17 protein-coding genes are annotated in these 16,475 nt (G+C 72.0%); 3 read left to right on the top strand and 14 right to left on the bottom strand.

The features are described from left to right. The first annotated feature begins 22 nt into the window (after positions 1-22). Positions 23-1,465, top strand: a complete 1,443-nt coding sequence (locus tag AB0G84_RS11630; RefSeq protein WP_361318671.1) for an NAD(P)/FAD-dependent oxidoreductase — start codon at positions 23-25, stop codon at positions 1,463-1,465. A 118-nt stretch (positions 1,466-1,583) separates the two neighbouring features. On the opposite strand, the gene AB0G84_RS11625 is transcribed toward AB0G84_RS11630, so the two are convergent. The 3 genes from AB0G84_RS11625 to AB0G84_RS11615 all read right to left on the bottom strand — a co-directional run bounded on the left by AB0G84_RS11625 (position 1,584) and on the right by AB0G84_RS11615 (position 4,234). Beyond that, positions 1,584-2,054: a spore-associated protein A gene (locus AB0G84_RS11625; RefSeq protein ID WP_361318669.1), complete on the bottom strand. Its 471-nt coding sequence runs from the start codon at positions 2,052-2,054 to the stop codon at positions 1,584-1,586. A gap of 275 nt (positions 2,055-2,329) precedes the next feature. Then, on the bottom strand, positions 2,330-3,193 hold the full coding sequence (locus AB0G84_RS11620; protein ID WP_361318667.1) for a lysozyme: 864 nt from the start codon (positions 3,191-3,193) through the stop codon (positions 2,330-2,332). Between the two features lie 387 nt (positions 3,194-3,580). Then, positions 3,581-4,234: a transglycosylase SLT domain-containing protein gene (locus tag AB0G84_RS11615; protein WP_361318665.1), complete on the bottom strand. Its 654-nt coding sequence runs from the start codon at positions 4,232-4,234 to the stop codon at positions 3,581-3,583. A gap of 720 nt (positions 4,235-4,954) precedes the next feature. Between AB0G84_RS11615 and AB0G84_RS11610 the strand changes: the two genes are divergently transcribed. After that, the gene (locus tag AB0G84_RS11610) at positions 4,955-5,149 is read left to right on the top strand and encodes a hypothetical protein (RefSeq protein ID WP_361318663.1); all 195 of its coding nucleotides are present in this window, start codon (positions 4,955-4,957) and stop codon (positions 5,147-5,149) included. Positions 5,150-5,285: 136 nt separating this feature from the next. On the opposite strand, the gene AB0G84_RS11605 is transcribed toward AB0G84_RS11610, so the two are convergent. The 7 genes from AB0G84_RS11605 to AB0G84_RS11575 form a co-directional block, all read right to left on the bottom strand. Beyond that, positions 5,286-5,999 carry a transglycosylase SLT domain-containing protein gene (locus tag AB0G84_RS11605; protein ID WP_361318661.1) on the bottom strand — a complete coding sequence of 238 codons (714 nt, stop codon included), beginning with the start codon at positions 5,997-5,999 and terminating at the stop codon, positions 5,286-5,288. A 514-nt stretch (positions 6,000-6,513) separates the two neighbouring features. Beyond that, positions 6,514-7,368 (bottom strand): SRPBCC family protein, encoded by an 855-nt coding sequence (locus AB0G84_RS11600; protein ID WP_361318659.1) that lies wholly within the window; start codon positions 7,366-7,368, stop codon positions 6,514-6,516. Further along, positions 7,368-7,700 carry a metalloregulator ArsR/SmtB family transcription factor gene (locus tag AB0G84_RS11595; RefSeq protein WP_361318657.1) on the bottom strand — a complete coding sequence of 111 codons (333 nt, stop codon included), beginning with the start codon at positions 7,698-7,700 and terminating at the stop codon, positions 7,368-7,370. Before AB0G84_RS11595 ends, AB0G84_RS11600 begins: the two co-directional genes overlap by 1 nt. Before the next feature lie 95 nt (positions 7,701-7,795). Further along, a complete protein-coding gene (locus tag AB0G84_RS11590) occupies positions 7,796-8,737 on the bottom strand; it encodes an alpha/beta fold hydrolase (RefSeq protein WP_361318656.1) in 942 nt (313 codons plus the stop codon). A 54-nt stretch (positions 8,738-8,791) separates the two neighbouring features. After that, positions 8,792-10,027, bottom strand: a complete 1,236-nt coding sequence (locus AB0G84_RS11585; protein WP_361318654.1) for a beta-ketoacyl-[acyl-carrier-protein] synthase family protein — start codon at positions 10,025-10,027, stop codon at positions 8,792-8,794. Next, positions 10,024-10,257: an acyl carrier protein gene (locus AB0G84_RS11580; RefSeq protein ID WP_361318652.1), complete on the bottom strand. Its 234-nt coding sequence runs from the start codon at positions 10,255-10,257 to the stop codon at positions 10,024-10,026. The genes AB0G84_RS11585 and AB0G84_RS11580 overlap by 4 nt, the downstream gene beginning before the upstream one ends. A 294-nt stretch (positions 10,258-10,551) precedes the next feature. Further along, complete coding sequence (locus AB0G84_RS11575) at positions 10,552-11,013, bottom strand: MarR family transcriptional regulator (protein ID WP_361318650.1); 462 nt, start codon at positions 11,011-11,013, stop codon at positions 10,552-10,554. Between the two features lie 130 nt (positions 11,014-11,143). Between AB0G84_RS11575 and AB0G84_RS11570 the strand changes: the two genes are divergently transcribed. Next, on the top strand, positions 11,144-11,554 hold the full coding sequence (locus tag AB0G84_RS11570; protein ID WP_361318648.1) for an organic hydroperoxide resistance protein: 411 nt from the start codon (positions 11,144-11,146) through the stop codon (positions 11,552-11,554). A 128-nt stretch (positions 11,555-11,682) separates the two neighbouring features. On the opposite strand, the gene AB0G84_RS11565 is transcribed toward AB0G84_RS11570, so the two are convergent. From AB0G84_RS11565 to AB0G84_RS11550, 4 genes are all read right to left on the bottom strand, one after another. Continuing rightward, entirely contained in the window at positions 11,683-11,898 is a 216-nt protein-coding gene (locus AB0G84_RS11565) for a hypothetical protein (protein ID WP_361318646.1), read from the bottom strand. A gap of 2 nt (positions 11,899-11,900) precedes the next feature. Next, positions 11,901-12,677: a hypothetical protein gene (locus AB0G84_RS11560; protein WP_361318644.1), complete on the bottom strand. Its 777-nt coding sequence runs from the start codon at positions 12,675-12,677 to the stop codon at positions 11,901-11,903. A 153-nt stretch (positions 12,678-12,830) separates the two neighbouring features. Further along, positions 12,831-14,552, bottom strand: coding sequence for an amidohydrolase (locus tag AB0G84_RS11555; RefSeq protein WP_361318642.1), 1,722 nt, complete (start codon positions 14,550-14,552; stop codon positions 12,831-12,833). Between the two features lie 155 nt (positions 14,553-14,707). Beyond that, positions 14,708-16,240 (bottom strand): APC family permease, encoded by a 1,533-nt coding sequence (locus tag AB0G84_RS11550; protein WP_361318640.1) that lies wholly within the window; start codon positions 16,238-16,240, stop codon positions 14,708-14,710. Between the last annotated feature and the right edge of the window lie 235 nt (positions 16,241-16,475).

Here is a 16,475-nt window from a genome sequence, read left to right as displayed (position 1 = left end):
CGTTCCTTGGCAAGCTGGGAGCATGACGCATCGAACGCGGCAGGAGCGCGACAGCGCAGTGGTGGTCGGCGCCGGGCCGAACGGGCTGGCCGCGGCGGTCACCCTGGCCCGCAGCGGCCTGCGGGTGACGGTGTTCGAGGCGGCCGACGAGATCGGCGGCGGGGTGCGCAGCGGTGAGCTCTCGGTGCCCGGCGTGCTGTTCGACCACTGCTCCTCGACCCATGTGATGGGCGCCGGTTCGCCCTACCTGCGGACCCTGGACCTCGCGGCGTACGGACTTCAGTGGTGCCGCGCCGAGATCGACCTGGCCCACCCGGTGGACTCCGGCGGTGCCGGGGCGCTGTACCGGTCGGTGGCCCGCACTGCCGACGGACTCGGCCCCGACGGGCCGGCCTGGCAGCGGCTGTTCGGGCCGCTGGCGGCTGATGCGGAGGTGCTCACCGAGGCGGTGATGCGCCCGCTCCTCAGGGTGCCCCGGCATCCGCTGCGGCTCGCCCGCTTCGGGCTGCACGCCGTCCAGCCCGCCACCCTCGTCGCCCGCCGCTTCCGTACGGAGGAGGGGCGCGGCCTCTTCGGCGGGGTGGCCGCCCACCTCTTCGGGCCGCTCACCCAGCCGTTCGGCGCGGCCATCGCATTGATGATCATCGCCGCCGGTCACCGCTTCGGCTGGCCCGTGGCCAAAGGCGGCTCCGCCGCGATCGCCCGGGCACTGGCCGCCCTGCTCCGGGCGGAGGGCGGCCGGATCGAGACCGGAACGAAGATCCGCTCCCTCGACCAACTCCCGCCCGCAGGAACGGTGTTGCTCGACCTCGCACCGGCCGGCGCCGCGGCCGTGCTCGGCGACCGGCTGCCGCCCCGGATCCGCCGCGCCTACACCCGCTACCGGCACGGCCCAGGCGCCTTCAAGCTCGATCTGGCGGTCGAGGGCGGGGTGCCCTGGCGCGCCGAGGCCTGCCGGCGAGCCGGTACGGTCCATCTGGGCGGCAGCTTCGAGCAGATCGCCCACGCCGAGCGCGAGGTCTGGCACGGGCGGATGCCGGACCGGCCGTTCCTGCTGGTCTCCCAGCAGCACCTCGCCGACCCCGGCCGCTCCGCGGGTGACATCCACCCGGTCTCCGCCTACGCACATGTGCCGCACGGCTACCGCGGCGATGCCACCGCCGCGATGCTGGCGCAGTTCCAGCGGTTCGCACCGGGGACGCGCGAGCGCATCGTCGCCGCCACCGCCACCTCGACGGCCGCCCTGGAACGTGACAACGCCAATTTCATCGGCGGCGACATCATCGGCGGCGCCAACACCCCGCTGCGGCTGACGATGCGCCCCCGCATCGCCCTCGACCCGTACCGCACCGGCATCCCCGGTGTCTTCCTCTGCTCGGCCGCCACCCCGCCCGGCGCCGGTGCGCACGGCATGAGCGGTCACAACGCGGCGCGCTCCGCGCTGCGCGCCCTGGGCCGGCAGTGACGCGGAACGGCGGCCGGGCTCCCGGGCGGGCGCTTTGCCCGGGAAGCCGACCGCCGTACGACACCCTCAGGACACCCGGCCGGGCGTCAGGGGGCGCTCGTGGTGCGTCGGTGGAGCGTCACCGACGGGCCTTCGCAGGCCTGTGGTGCGTCACGACGCCGGCCGCCATCCGGCCGCAGTTGGAGCCGGAGACGTTGACGCTGACCGATCCGATCGTGCCGCCCCAGTCCACGCAGAGGCGCTTGGCGGCCAGGTAGATCGGACCGGCGTAGGAGCGGTACTGGCCGCTGTCGTAAACGTAGTCGGAACTTCCGTTGGTGGCCGTGAGATAGGTGTACATGTACACCGGCGCACCCGGGCTGTTCCGGATCGTCACCACACAGTTCTTGCCGGTCTTGGCGCTGTACGTCAGGTACACGGTCCCCTTTCCGGTGACCGGTACGGAATTCACCACCTGGTAGCCGCTGCCGCAGGCCCCGTTGTACGCGGCGGCGGCCGGAGCGGCGGAAGCGGTGGTGGCCGTCGCCATTGTGGCGAGGCTCGCCACGGCGAGTGCGGCGGTTCCTGCGATGGCACGTGAACGCTTCATGAGAATCCCCCCGTAGGGTGCTGTGCGTCGTGCGGTCATTTCGCAGTGTTGGACGACGGCAGGCCGCGGATGGTTGTACCGCGAGGGAATTCCCTTTTATCGAACTGAGGTGTCCGCGAACGCAGTTGCCGAAGGCGCCGGGCCCCACACGGCTCCGGCCGGCCCCCGGCGCCAGGAACGGTCACCGGGAACCGGCCGTCGCCCACGGGCGGAAGTGGACGGGTCCAGAAAGGTCGGGGCGGCCAGGGGGAGGCCGGGGCGGGCGGCGGGGCGGATCAGTCGTCGCCGTTCGCGAGGACCTTCAGCCGGGAGAAGCTGCCGTTGAAGCGGTTGCGGTCGCCGACCGGGTGGCCGGAGGAGGTGTGCTGCCAGATGCTGTGAAACCGCCAGCCGGCCGGGAGCGCGCCGACGGAGGAGCCGTAGCGCGGGATCCACAGCGGATTCGTCCGGCCGAACCTGCCGGAGTTGCCGGTGCACCGCTTCCACCAGTTGGTGGAGGTGTAGATGACCGCGTCCCGGCCGGTCTCCTCGCGGTAGGTCTCGACGAAGTCCTCGATCCAGTTGACCATGCCCTTGGCGCTCTTGCCGTAGCAGGTCGCGCCGTAGGGGTTGTACTCCATGTCGAGGGCCCCCGGCAGCGTCCGGCCGTCCCTGGACCAGTCGCCGCCGTGGTCGGCGAAGTAGCGGGCCTGGGTGCTGCCACTGGAGTTGTCGGGCAGCGCGAAGTGGTACGCGCCGTGGATCATGCCCGAGCTGTACGAGCCCCGGTACTGCTGCGCGAAGTAGGGGTTGGTGTAGTTGTTCCCCTCGGTGGCCTTGACGTACGCGAACCGCACCCCTGACCTGCGCAGCGCCGACCAGCCCACCTTCTTGTTGTGGCTGGAGACATCCACGCCGGCCACGGCCCGGCGGTGCCCGGCCCGCGGCTCGGGCCCGCCGGCCGGTGCGCCGCCCTCGTGGGCGACGATCGTGGACCCCATCCAGTCCGCCTCGGGGTGGGCGGGTCTCTTGCTGGTTTCCGACGCCGTGGCCAAGCCTGGCAGCGCGAGGGGCAGAGCGAGCACGGAAAGAAAGGAAACGAGCGTTCCGGCCGCAATGGGGACAGTACGGCGGGCCGGACCGGATCTGCGCAAGGGCATCGCATGCCTCCGAGGCCTTCGGTTGAGTCGGTTCAGCAGCTTTTGAGCAGAATTCTGCCGATAAGAGACTTATACGCAGAACTGCCTGACTCTATGACCCAACAGGCCGTCAGTCCGTCGACCGGCCCCCCATCTCACCCGTCTGGCGGGCAGAAACGAGTCACCCGGGGCCCTGCCCGTGTCGGACAGGGCCCCGGAGGAACCACAGCGGGCCCCGGCGACTGCCGGGGCCCGCTGTGCTGCGCAGCGGCGAACGCGCCATTCCGCCGCTTCGCAAGCTGCTCGGTGCCGAGCCGGTCGGCCGGCACCGGTAGGGATCCGTCGTCCCCCTACCCGTCAGGGCGGTCCGGCCGGTTCGGCCGGCGACGGCTCGTGGTCCGCGTCCGCTCAGTAGGCGGAGTTGACGTTGTCGATGGAGCCGTAGCGGTCGGCCGCGTAGTTGGCGGCCGCGGTGATGTTGGCGACCGGGTCGGTGAGCTTGTTGGCGGTGCCGGCGACGTGGTAGCGGTCGAAGGTGGGCTGGATCACCTGGAGCAGGCCCTTGGAGGGGATGCCGTTGATGGCGTTGATGTCCCAGTCGTTGACGGCGTTGGGGTTGCCGCTGGACTCCCGCATGATGTTGCGGTGGAGGCCCTCGTAGGAGCCCGGGATGCCCTTGGCCTTCATGATGTCGAGCGACTCACGGATCCAGCCGTCGAGGTTGTTCGGGTAGTTCTTGACGGCCGGGCGCTCGGCGGAGCGGCTGGCGGCCTGCTGGGCGCTGTGCTGCTTGGCGACAGCGGTGACCTTGACGTGGTCGGCGACCGAGGCGGTCACCGGGCGGCCGGTCTTGGCGTCGGCGCCCTTCGCGGGCTGACCCTTCGCGTCGACGGCCTTGACCGCGGCCGGGGCGTGCTCAGACGCAGCCTGTGCGGTGCCCGGGGCCGAGGTGAGGGCCAGACCCGAAGTGGCACCCGCGGCGGCCAGGACGGCCACGGCGACCTTGTGGGCGCGGGTGATGCGGGTGTTCCGGACAGCGCGGGGCAGGGTGAAGCTGGGCATGCAGGATGACCTCTTCCAGGTACGGGTACGGGGAGGCGGCCTTCTTCGGCGGCGCGTTACGAACCGGAGGTCTTTGCTGCGCTCGCCTTCGGGGCGTAGGTCGCAAGCTCGCTCTCGGTGCGTCGGAATCCATGTTTAGCGACGGTCCGGAATTGAGGCAATGGTGCTCTGTACTACCCGTCTTCGTGAGATGAACCCGCATCCTGGAAGTAATAGGGGTTCCGCACTGCGTTGGCCTGGAATGACCGGCCGGGAATTCGACTAGGCGCGGTCGTAAGTGACATACATCGCGTGCCATGAGTCACCTGAAAGCGGCCGGAAAGGCAGCTTTGGAGAGGTCGGTAAGTTGCCTGGCTCACACCGGAATTACCGCTCACCGGCACCCTTTCATGCACGGCCGGAAGGGGATTCATCCAGCCGGCTGTCCAGAACCGCACCGGGACGCTCGCCCTATGTGGTGAGAGGCACTGCCGCTGAGGCCAAACGAGCGGCAATTGTGCGTCAATTCACGTGTGCGGAGCGGGCGGGCCGGTGCACCGCGAGGCGTGCGGCCGGGAGCCGGCTGGGCCGTTGGGGAGCCGCCCGGTACGGCGATACGGCGGTGCCGCTGGGCCGTTCGCAGCAGCGCCCGGGCTGTCGCACGACGACCGGCCCGCCGTTCCCGGACAGTGTCAGCGCATACAGCTGTCCACGCACCGTACTCACCGTAGGGAAGAGCTTATGTTCCGACGCATCGCCGTTGTGCTCAGTGGTGTTCTCGTCACCGGCTTCCTCGCGGCGGGCCCCGCTGCCGCGGTTCCCGTCGACGACCACCACCACCTCACTTCCAGGGAGCGGGCGGGACTTCACGTCGCCGGCGAGGTGCTCGACGTGCTCTTCGGAGGCGGTGGCCCGGCGCGCGGCTACCGCTACTGACGCCGGCGCTACGGGAAAACGGCAGTGGCCCCGCCCGCGAGATGCGGGCAGGGCCACTGCCGTTGCCGTGTCCGGGGGCCGTGCCGCGGCACCCGATGCGGTCCGGCCGGACCGCTGCTGAGGGCTGTTCCCCGCCTCAGTAGGCGGAGTTGACGTTGTCGATGGAGCCGTAGCGGTCGGCCGCGTAGTTGGCGGCCGCGGTGATGTTGGCGACCGGGTCGGTGAGCTTGTTGGCGGTGCCGGCGACGTGGTAGCGGTCGAAGGTGGGCTGGATCACCTGGAGCAGGCCCTTGGAGGGGATGCCGTTGATGGCGTTGATGTCCCAGTCGTTGACGGCGTTGGGGTTGCCGCTGGACTCCCGCATGATGTTGCGGTGGAGGCCCTCGTAGGAGCCCGGGATGCGCTTGGCCTTCATGATGTCGAGCGACTCACGGATCCAGCCGTCGAGGTTGTTCGCATAGCGCTTCGGTGCGGCCTTGTGGGCCTTGGGAGCCGCCTTCTTCGGCGATGCCAGCGCCTTGCGCTCCACGGACCGGTTGGCGGCCGGCTTGTCGGTGTGGCCCTGCTTCGCGACGGTGGTGACCTTGAGGCCGTCGGCCACGGACGAGGCTATCGCCCGCTCCTTCGTACCGTCGTCGGCCCGGTCCTTCGCGGTCAGCGGCAGGCCGTTGGCACTCACCGGCTTGACCACGGCAGACGCATGGGCGGCCGGGGCCGCGGCATCGCTCGGTGCCGCGGTGAACGCCAGGGCGGCGGCGCAGCTCGCGGTGGCCACCAGCGCCGCGGAGACCTTCTGGGTGCGGGTGATGCGGGTGTTGCGAACAGCGTGGGGCAGGGTGAAACCGGGCATGCGGGGGTGACCTCTTCCAGGGCTTGGTGGCGGGGGGAGACGGCCTTCGGTTGGCGCGTGAGGACCGAGGGTCATTGCCGCGTTCGCCGCTCTGGCTGAAGTCGCAGACTCGTTCTCGGTGCTACCCGGAACATGTTTAGCGAGCGCCCTGGATGACGGCAAAGATGCCGTGTACTACCTATCTTCGTGAGTTGGGGCGAGATGTCCTATATAAATGCCGCGGTGGGCGGTATACGCCTGGAATTGGCGCGACTAGTCCTGTTCGTACGTGACGTACGTCGCGTGCCCGGCATCACGCGGCGGCCCCGCCGAAGCCCTCTCCGCGGCCCTTTGGAGTTGCCTGGCTCACAGCGGTGGAGAGGTGTGGCGCGGCGCCGACGGTCCGTTCGGCACTGAGCGCCCGCCGTGGCGTCCGATCCCGGCGAAGTGGGGCGGCGGGAGCGAAAACGGCGCCCGCACCGTGTGCAGGGGCGCCGTTTTCACCGAAAAGTCGGCAGTGCGTGCGCGCGGAATATCAGTCCGCCGGCAGCCGCGCGGCCAGCCGCTCGATGCGGTCGTGCCAGAGGGTCAGTGCGCGGTCGGTGTCGAAGCCCGCGGGGCCGGTCTGCGTCAGGACGAGCCGGGCGCCATGACCGGTGCCCCGGCGCAGCTCCCAGCGGACGATGCCTTCCGGGTGCCAGCGGTAGGCCAGCACCTCAGGGGCCCGTACCTCGGTGACCGGGCCGCCGGGCACCTCCGGCGCGGTGAACCCTTCCGGCGCCGGTGCGCCCACCGGGGGCGTCTCGCCCGCGGTGAGCTCCGCCCAGACGGCCTCCGCGGGCCGGATCAGCTGCCGCTCGAAGCGCACCCCGGGGCCGCCCGGCGTCTCCTCGGTCACCCCGCGCCCCAGGTCGAACTGCTCCACGTACGCCTCGTGCAGCTCACCCATGTCGCGGTCCATGGCGGTCGGCTCGCCGTCGAGCAGACCGGAGAGCGTCGTGAGGCACACGTGCCAGCCCGAGGCGAAGCTGGCGCCGCCGAACCGGTCGCCGAAGGTGTGGGTCAAGATCAACAGCGAGCCCTCGCCGTCCGGGGTGATCTCCCACCGCAGATGGTCCTCGCCCCAGGTGAAGGCGAACAGCCGGGGTTCGTCGGCGTCGGTGACCGTGCCGGTCATGACGCCCTCGGCGCCCGGCACGCCGGGCATGGTGAACGTCATCGCGCCACCGGGCCGGAGTTCCACCGTGACGGCGGAGGGGAACCAGCGGCCGAGCTGCGCCGGGTCGGTGAGCGCCGACCAGACCTTCTCGGGCGGGTGGGCGAGCCGGCGTTCCATCCGCAGCGCCGTGCGGCCGTCGGACGTGGTGAGGGTGTCGGAGTGCGGATGCATCAGGGGGTGTCCTTCGTGGTGTCCGGTGCGTCCATGGCGTCGAGGTGCCGCTCCAGGGCATCGAGGCTCCCGGACCACAGGTGGCGGTAGTGGGCGAGCCAGGCGTCCAGCTCGGCGAGCGGTTCGGGCCGCAGCTCGTACCAGCGGCGCTGGGCGTCCTGTCGGACCCGGACCAGCCCGGCCTCGCGCAGCACCCGCAGGTGCTTGCTGGTGCCCGGCTGGCTCAGTCCGAGCTGCTCGGTGAGCTCACCGACCGGCCGCGGGCGTTCCAGCAGAAGATCGAGGATCTTGCGCCGGCTCGGCTCGGCGAGTACGTCGAACGGTAGGGGCATGAGGACAGCATGCCTCTACGGTTATATAACTGCAAGGGTATGAGGGGGGAAGGGCGCCGGGCGGTGCTCTCGCTGTCCGCCCGGCAGCTTCGCCCTCAGGCGAACGCGTCCGCCGCCCTGCCCGCCGGCGTCCGGGCCGTGCGTTGCGGGGAGCCGTCCACCGGCCGCTGCTCGCGGGCCGCCGGCGCCAGTGCGGGCGCCGAGCTGAGCGGCCCGTCGGTGAAGAAGCGGACCGCCAGGTCCGCCACCTCCTGGGCGCGCTCCAGCACCACCCAGTGGTCGGCGTCCGGGATGGCCAGGAAGCGGCTGCCGGGGATGGTGGCGGCGAAGTCCCGCTGCCGGGCCGCCGAGGTGACCGTGTCGTGCTCGCCGCTGAAGACCAGGGTGGGTACGTCGCGCAGCTCGCCGGAGAAGTCCGGGCGGTCCGACAGCGCCCGGTTCAGCGATTCCACGGCGTGCGGCGAGTGCCGGGCGGCCTGGATCATCGCGCGCCGGACGTACCGGTACGCCAGCCGCCGGCCGGTGACGTGCCGGCGCTCATCGAGACACATCAGCCCTTCGGTGACCAGGGTGGCGAAGCTCTCGGTGTCGCCGAGGGCGAGCTGGTCGGCGGCCCGCCGCCACAGCTGAAGCTGTGCGGCGGTGATGTGCGCCGGCACACCTCCCAGGGCGAGCCGTGCGATCCGGCCCGGCAGGTGCCGGGCACAGGCGTAGGCCAGGCCCGCGCCGTAGGAGAAGCCGAAGAGGTTGATCTGTGGGACGTCCAGGTCGTCGATGATCCGCTCGATCGCCGCGCGCATCAGGGCGGTGCTCGGGCCCGGCGGCAGCGGGTCGGCGTTGCCCATACCGGGCAGGTCGGCGGTCACCACATCGGCCACCGGCCCCACGTGGTCCTCCATCTGCGGCCAGCCGAACATGCCCTGCAGCGCACCACCGAGCACCATCACGGGCTCGGTGATCCGCTCCGGCTGCCGCAGCCGCCGGTAGGCGAAGGTCACCCCGTCCACCGACAAGGACCGGATCGTTTCCTCGTACATCTCTGCTTCCTTTGCGGGGGACCGGAAGGTACGGCAGGGCCGGCGGCTGCCGGTCTAGCGGGTCAGTACGAGCGCGGCGTTGTGGCCGCCGAAGCCGAGCGAGGTCTTCACCGCGCAGTCGAAGGCCGCCTGCCGGGCCTCCTGCCGCACGATCTCGATGGGCAGTTGGGGATCGGGGACGCGGAGGTTCGCGGTCGGCGGCACCAACTGCTCCTCCAGGGCCAGCACGGTGAGCGCGGTCTCGATGCCGCCGGCGGCGCCCAGGGTGTGCCCGGTCATCGCTTTGGTGGAGGTGACCAGCGGGTGGGTGCCGATGACCCGCTCCAGCACGGAGGCCTCGATCAGGTCGTTGAGCACCGTCGAGGTGCCGTGGGCGTTCACATGGCCGACGTCCCCGGGCCGCACCCCGGCGTCCGCAAGGGCGCTGCGCAGCGCGCGTTCGATGCCGTTCCCGTCGGGAGCCGGGGCCACCGCCGCGTAGGCGTCGCTGGAGGCGCCGTAGCCGCGGATGTGTGCACGGACCGGGGCGTGACGGGCCGCGGCGTGCTCGGGCCGCTCCAGTACGAGGAGCCCGGCGCCCTCGCCCACCACGAAGCCGTCCCGATCGATGTCGAACGGGCGGCAGGCCGTCGTCGGGTCCTCCCGGCGGGTGGAGACCGCCTTCATCCGGCAGGCGCTGGCGATCAGCAGCCGGGAGATGGGGGACTCGGCCCCGCCGGCGATGGCGATGTCGCAGACACCGGCGCGCAGCAGCTGGTGCGCGGTGCCCACGGCGACGGTCCCGGAGGAGCAGGCGGTCGCCACGCCCAGGCTGGGGCCCTGTGCGCCCAGGTCCATGCAGACGCTGCTGGCGGCGCCGTTGACGACGGTCAGCGGGGCGAGCTTGGGGGAGACCCGCCGAGCACCGCGTGCGGTCATCGCGACGTGCTGCTGGTCGTAGAAGGGCAGGCCGCCGTGCGCGGAGCCGATGACCACCGCGACCCGGCCGGCGTCCCAGCTGTCGGTGTCCAGCCCGGCATCGGCGACCGCCTCTCGGGCGGCGATCACGGCGAGCTGGGAGAAGCGGTCCATCAGCCGCTGGGTGGCCACGCCGAGCAGCTCGGTGGTGTCCAGGTCGGCGGTGTAGAGGAAATCGCAGGGCAGATCGGCGAGTTCTTCGTGCTGCCGTACCCCACTGGGCTCGGTGTCGTGGGTGACCGCGTGCCAGGTCGCCTTCGTCCCGACGCCGGCCGAGGTCACCATGCCCAGTCCGGTGACGGCCGCCTCGAACGGCTGACGGCCGGCCGTCACGCCGGGACCGTGCCGTCGACGGCCGCCACCAGCCGGCCCACGGTGTCCCGTGAGGTCAGCGGCACGTCCTCCAGGTCGATGTCCAGCTGCTCCTCGATCAGGACACGGAGTTCTTCCAGGGCCAGCGAGTCGATGCGCAGATTGCGCAGCGGGGTTTCGTCGGTGACGTCACCCGCGGCGACCCCGAAGCGTTGGACCAGCAAGGCGTTGACAACTTCTGCCGCATTCACGTGGCGCTCCTCGCATGTTGTAGGCGTGCTGCCAACCGCGTCCTGGGCGGATGCTTCGCCGGCGGTCCGGCTGGTTTGGCCACCCTTTATACGCCTTCGTCCCGATAACTCCCCAACCCTGGTAGCTCAATGGGGTGATGGGTGCACCGGGGTGAAGCAGAGGGCCGCAGCCCGCGTTGCGGATGCCGCGGAAGGCGCCTACGTTCCTAACGCCGCGCACCGGCGGGAGGTACGGCACGGTGCGGGAAAAGCGCGTCCCGGCGGCCCCCTCGGTGGTGGCGGCCGACTGCGGGGTCAGGCCTCGTCGAGCGCGCTGGTCACCCGCGCCAACAGGCTCCGCAGCGTACGGAGTTCCGTCAGCGTCAGGCCGGTGGCGGCGAGCATCCTGCGGGGGACCGGAAGAGCCTGTTCTCGCAGGTCATCGCCCTCGGGGGTGAGGTGGACGGTGACCGATCGCTCGTCCTCGGCGCTGCGTTCCCGGCGGACCAGGCCGGCCGTCTCCAGGCGCTTGAGCAGTGGGGAGAGGGTGCCGGAGTCCAGTCGGAGCTGTTCGCCGATGGCCTTGACCGGCTGGGCGCCGTGCTCCCAGAGCACCAGCATGACCAGGTACTGCGGGTAGGTCAGGCCCAGGCCCTTCAGGGCGTCCCGGTACACGCCGCCGAACGCACGCGAGGCGGCGTGCAGGGAGAAGCAGACCTGGTGATCCAGGCGGAGCAGGTCGGCGTCGGGCACCGGAGGGCTGGTCGGCGAGGTCATGGGATCCAGGTTAGCGCCCCGGTCAATTAAGTTGTGCGCAATCTAGTTGCGCACAACTTAAATATGTGTGAGGGTTGTCCCCGCCGGGCGGCCGGGAAGCGGCCGCCGCACCAGGACCAAGGGGAATGTGATGGACGCGCTGTACACCGCTGTCGCCACCGCCAACGGCCGCGAAGGCCGGGCCGTCAGCTCCGACGGCACGCTGGACCTCGCACTGGCCATGCCGCCCGAGCTCGGCGGCAACGGCGCCGGCACCAACCCGGAGCAGCTCTTCGCCGCCGGCTACGCGGCCTGCTTCGCCAGCGCGATGAGCAACGTCGCCCGACAGATGAAGCTCGACACCAAGGACGTCTCGATCACCGCAGAGGTCTCCATCGGCAAGGACGACACCGGCTTCGGCCTCGGCGTCGTCATGCGGGTGGAGCTGCCCGAGTCCCTCGCGGGCGAGCCCGGCCGCCGACTGGTCGAGGCCACCCACGAGTTCTGCCCCTACTCCAAGGCCACCCGCGGCAACATCGAGGTCGAGCTCGTCGTCGAGTGAACCGCGCGGCCGGGCGCGACGCCCCTGACGTGGTCGGCGCGCACACCGGTCACTCGGCGGGACGCCCCGCCGGGCCGGCGGCACGGGCCGGGGCCACCCCCCACCGGTGGCCCCAGCCCGCGCCGCCGTCAGGCCGGTGGCGCCGGTACCGCCGGCGCAGGGGCGGCGGACGCCCCCGGCAGGACCCGCACGGCGGACGCCGCGGCGAACCGCCGCCCGCGCACCAGCGGCAGTGCCACCGCACACGCCGCCAGGCCCGCCCCGCAGCTCACCGCGAACGCCGCACGGAACCCGTACGCCTGCGCCAGCGGACCGGCCACCACCGCCGCCACGCACTGGCCCACGATCAGCCCCGACCCCAGCAGGGGAACCCGGCCACCCCGGTCTCGCCCAGCTGCCCGGCCAGCGCACTGACCCCGGCGTTGGCGGCACCCAGGATGACCCCCTGTGCCACCGCCATCCCGCACAGCACGCCCAGCGCCGGCGACGCCAGCCGTACCCCGGTGCGCGCCGCCGGGTCCGTGGCCACCGGCCCCGGCGCCGTCGGGTGCAGCGCGAACAGCACACCGAACACGGCGCTCAGCGCCGCCGCGAGCAGCAGCCCCGCCGACGGGTGGAAGGCGACCACGACCGCCGCCGCCAGCGCCGGCCCCGCCATGAAGCTGATCTCGTCGATCGTGGTGTCCAGCGACAGCGCCCGTCCGGTCAGCTCCGCGCCCTCCGGACGGGACGCGGCCAGCACGCTCCACCGCGTCCGCGACAACGGCCCCACCTGAGGCATCGTCACCCCGGCCAGCCCCGCCGCCAGCGCCTGCGCACCCGCGGGAAGCCCCCCGAGCGCCGCCCCCACCAGCGCCAGGACCGCCGCCGTATTCGCCACCGAAGCCACCACGATCACCGGCCGGTGCCCCCGGCGGTCCGCCAGCCGGCCGATCGGCGCCCCGCCCACCGCCTGCCCCAGCCACAGCATCCCCGCGACCACCCCGGCCCGGCCGATACCGTCGAGCTCCGTCAGCATCAGCAGCGTCCCGATCGGACACAGCGCCGCCGGCAGCCTCGCCAGGAACGAGATCACCGGCAGCCCGGGTCCGGCGAGGGAGAACACCGAACGAAAACCCGTCAACGCGGCCACCGGACCCCCAGGTCGAAAGAGTCCGACCAGTACAACCCCGCCCCCGCGCACCGGGCCATCCACACGTCCTCCGAAACCGCGCCGCGGCGCGCCGGAGGCGTGTGGAGGAACACCCAAAGGCCGCGGCCCGCCCGGACGCCGCCGTCAGGCGTCGTCCGCCGCATGCACCCGACGCCCCCCGACGAAGGTCTGCAGCACGCGGGTGGTGGCGATCGCGTCGGTCGGCCCGTCGAACGGATCGCGGTCCAGGACCACCAGGTCGGCCAGCTTCCCCGGCTGGATCGTCCCGGTCTCATCGAGGTGATTGACGTACGCGCTGCCGGCCGTGTACGCGGCGAGTGCCGCGCCCAGGTCGATCCGCTGCTCGGGCAGGAACGCCGGCGCGGAGGGCGGGTCCTCCGGGACGCGGCGGTTGACCGCCACATGCAGCGCGGCCAGCGGGTCGGGCGAGCTGACCGGCCAGTCGCTGCCCGCCGCCATCGTGGCGCCCGAGCGCAGCAGATCACCGAACGGGTACTGCCAGGAGGCCCGTTGCGCACCCAGGAACGGGATGGTCAGTTCGTCCATCTGCGGCTCGTGCGCGGCCCACAGCGCCTGGATGTTCGCGGTCGCCCCCAGCCGGCGGAACCGCGCGATGTCCTCGGGGTGGACGACCTGGAGGTGTGCCAGGTGGGGTCGCGTATCCCGGTGCCCGTTGACCCGCCGGGCCGCCTCGACCGCGTCCAGCGCCTCGCGCACTGCCCGGTCGCCCAGGGCGTGGAAGTGCACCTGGAAGCCCTCCGCGTCCAGCAGCGTCACAAACGTCCGCAGCTCCTCGGGGTCGATGAAGGAGATGCCGCTGTTGTCCGACGCGCAGCCACAGGCCGTGAGGTACGGGCTGAGCATCGCCGCGGTGTGGTTCTCCGCGATCCCGTCCTGCATGATCTTGATGCTGGTCGCCTGCAGCAGACCGCCGGTCAACTCGGCCCGCCGGGCTACCAGTTCGGGAATCTGCTCGGTACCGCGGGCGCGGTCCCACCACAGCGCCCCCCGCACCCGCGCGGTCAGCGTCCCCGCCTCGCGCGCCGCCTCGTACGCCGGCGCGGCGTCCGCCACCCCCGGACCGCGGCCCAGCATCGCGTCTTGCCAGGCGGTCACCCCGTACGAGTGCAGCAGCCGCTGCGCCCGCAGCAGTCCGGCGGTCCGCTCCGCCACGCTCGGCTCCGGCACCAGGTCGGCGACCAGCCGCATGGCCCCCTCCTGGAGCATTCCGGAGGGCCGCCCGTCGGCGTCCCGCTCGATCCGCCCGTCGGCGGGGTCGGGCGTGGCGGCGGTGAGTCCGGCCCGTTCCAGCGCGCGGGAGTTGGCCCAGCCGCCGTGGTGGTCGCGGTTGACCAGATACACCGGACGGTCGGGCACCAGGGCGTCCAGGAACTCACGGGTCGGCATCCCGCCGGGGAACGCCTCCAGGGACCAGCCACCGCCGGTGATCCACGGTGCGTCCGGATGCGCGGCCGCATACGCGCCGATCAGCTCGCGGTAGGCGTCCGCGGTGTCCGCCGCGCTCAGATCGCACTGGGCCAGCTCCAGCCCGCCGCCGACCGGGTGCACATGGGCGTCCTGGAATCCGGGGATCAGCAGCTTGCCCCGCAGATCGACCACCTCGGTGGCCGGCCCGATCAGGTCGGGGTCCTCCGCGTCGGGTCCGACGGCGATGATCCGGTCCCCGCGCACCGCCACCGCACTCGCCCGGCTCCGCGCCGGATCGACGGTGTGCACGGGGCCGGAGCGGAAGACGAGGTCGGCGGGGCCGCCGCCGCGGGAGGCCGGAGAGGTGCCGGCGACGGGTGCGTTCTCGGTGGACACGGGGGTGTTGCTGAGGTCCATCTGGTGGTTGCTCCAGTTGTTGTGGGGTGTGGTGCGGCGGGCCGGGCCCCGATGGCGCCGGGGCCGGTCCGTGCTGCGGTGTGCTGTCCGGCGCCGGGCCGGTTTCGGTCGGCCCTGCGACGAACGGTGTACTGCCGGGCCGGGCTGCTGTGGTGTCAGCCCTCCGAGGGGCTCGGGACCGGCGTCGGGCCGGCACCGCCGTCCATCGGCAGGGCGATCGTGTCGCCGTCCGTGCCGCGGCCGGTCGTGAAGTAGGGGGAGCGGCGGACCCACTTGGCCCAGGCAGCGGTCGCCACCCCCAGGAGGATGAAGAGCGCCGGGAGCAGCAGCATGAACCAGCCGTTGTCCGGGCTCGCCTCGAAGTGGTCGCTCAGCGTGGCGTAGTACCACACCAGGTAGATGCCGAGCCCGAACAGCGTCAGCGCGCTCACCGCGGGGACGACCACGTCCCGCAGTGCGCGGACCGGGCCCTGGCGCAGGCTGCTGCGGAAGCGCACCGCGCAGGCCAGCGCGGTCAGCCCGTAGTAGAGGGCAACGGTCAGGCCGATGGAGTTGACCGCGGTGAGGATCATCTCGTTGAGCTTGGGGATGCCCACCGCGAGCACGGCGAGCAGGGCGGCGATGGCCATGATCACGAGGGTGCCGACGGCGGGGGAGCCGTAGCGCGGATGCACCCGCTGCCACACCGGGCCGAGCGTACGGTCCCGCGCCATCGCCAGGGCCCCGCGGGCGGTGGGGATGACGCTCGACTGGAGCGAGGCGAAGGCGGAACACATCAGCGCGGCGAGCGGCAGCGAGGCCCAGGGCTCCGGAGCCAGCCGGCTGCCCAGGAACGTCAGCGCCTGCGGGCCGTTGTGGACGAGTTCGCCGGTGCTCATCGCCCGCTGCAGGGCGACCCCGCCGACCAGGAACAGGCCGAGCATCGCCACCAGCGCGATCAGTCCGCCGCGGGCCGCGTCGGAGGCGTTGCGGGTCTCCTCGTTCACGCTGAACGCGGCGTCCCAGCCCCAGTAGAAGAAGACCGCTATCACCATGCCCTGGGCCACCGCCTGCGGAGAGGCGAGGTCGAAGGGGTTGAACCAGGACAGCGAGAACGGCTGGTCGCCGACGAACAGGGCGTAGCCGCAGAAGGCCAGCAGCACCGTGTACTCGAAGACCAGCAGCCACCACTGGAGCCGGGTCGCGGCCCGCACGCCGGTGATCGCGGTGACCGTGACGGCGACCAGCGCGACCAGGCCGACGGCGGTGCTGATGCCGGTCGAGGCCGGGTCCAGGCGGAGCCCCCACACGCGGTACAGACCCAGCTTGTTGAGGAACTGCAGCACCACCGATCCGGTGACCGCGCCCGTGTACGCCATGAAGATGACATTGCCGATCAGCACCACCCACCCGGTCAGAAAGCCGGACCAGGGGCCGATGGACCGCCCCACCCAGGTGTAGCCGCTCCCGCAGTTGGGCTCGGTGCGGTTGAGGCGGGCGTACGACAGTGCGATGCCGAGGATCGGCAGGAAGGACAGCAACAGCAGCGCCGGGGTCTGCCGGCCGGCATACGCGGCCAGGCTGCCCATGCCGATGCCGATGCTGGTGGTCGCCGCGGTGCTGGACGCGGCGATCGCCACCCCGTCCTTCACCCCCAGGGAGCGGCGCATTCTCGTCGGACTGGGGTCCTGCTGCACGGCGGAGGGCATGGCACTGACTCCTTCGACGGGGCGGGGACGGGCCGGGCCGGACGCGGCGGGCCGTGTGACCGCCGATAAAACAGTCCGCCCAGAACTTGTGTCAACGGTGTTGACGTAACTTGGTGATTAACTGGCCCGGAGGCTTTCGGGCGGCCGGCAGGGCGACTTCGGCACGGACCGGGCAAGGACGGACGGGCCGGGCACCCGGGCCGGACGGCGGGGCGGGGACGGACAGCGGGGTAAG

The sequence above is a fragment of the Streptomyces sp. NPDC020742 genome (assembly GCF_040641675.1).
GTDB lineage: Bacteria > Actinomycetota > Actinomycetes > Streptomycetales > Streptomycetaceae > Streptomyces.
Note: the sequence above shows the minus strand (reverse complement) of the source record. Positions and strands in the feature narration are given on the sequence as shown.

What these genes read in the sequence shown, in the direction of transcription:
- AB0G84_RS11605 (WP_361318661.1), bottom strand. Translation starts at nt 5,999, where the DNA reads ATGCCCGGTTTCACCCTGCCCCACGCTGTTCGCAACACCCGCATCACC.
- AB0G84_RS11600 (WP_361318659.1), bottom strand. Translation starts at nt 7,368, where the DNA reads ATGCATCCGCACTCCGACACCCTCACCACGTCCGACGGCCGCACGGCG.
- AB0G84_RS11610 (WP_361318663.1), top strand. Translation starts at nt 4,955, where the DNA reads ATGTTCCGACGCATCGCCGTTGTGCTCAGTGGTGTTCTCGTCACCGGC.
- AB0G84_RS11615 (WP_361318665.1), bottom strand. Translation starts at nt 4,234, where the DNA reads ATGCCCAGCTTCACCCTGCCCCGCGCTGTCCGGAACACCCGCATCACC.
- AB0G84_RS11590 (WP_361318656.1), bottom strand. Translation starts at nt 8,737, where the DNA reads ATGTACGAGGAAACGATCCGGTCCTTGTCGGTGGACGGGGTGACCTTC.
- AB0G84_RS11555 (WP_361318642.1), bottom strand. Translation starts at nt 14,552, where the DNA reads ATGGACCTCAGCAACACCCCCGTGTCCACCGAGAACGCACCCGTCGCC.
- AB0G84_RS11595 (WP_361318657.1), bottom strand. Translation starts at nt 7,700, where the DNA reads ATGCCCCTACCGTTCGACGTACTCGCCGAGCCGAGCCGGCGCAAGATC.
- AB0G84_RS11575 (WP_361318650.1), bottom strand. Translation starts at nt 11,013, where the DNA reads ATGACCTCGCCGACCAGCCCTCCGGTGCCCGACGCCGACCTGCTCCGC.
- AB0G84_RS11620 (WP_361318667.1), bottom strand. Translation starts at nt 3,193, where the DNA reads ATGCCCTTGCGCAGATCCGGTCCGGCCCGCCGTACTGTCCCCATTGCG.
- AB0G84_RS11625 (WP_361318669.1), bottom strand. Translation starts at nt 2,054, where the DNA reads ATGAAGCGTTCACGTGCCATCGCAGGAACCGCCGCACTCGCCGTGGCG.
- AB0G84_RS11550 (WP_361318640.1), bottom strand. Translation starts at nt 16,240, where the DNA reads ATGCCCTCCGCCGTGCAGCAGGACCCCAGTCCGACGAGAATGCGCCGC.
- AB0G84_RS11570 (WP_361318648.1), top strand. Translation starts at nt 11,144, where the DNA reads ATGGACGCGCTGTACACCGCTGTCGCCACCGCCAACGGCCGCGAAGGC.
- AB0G84_RS11630 (WP_361318671.1), top strand. Translation starts at nt 23, where the DNA reads ATGACGCATCGAACGCGGCAGGAGCGCGACAGCGCAGTGGTGGTCGGC.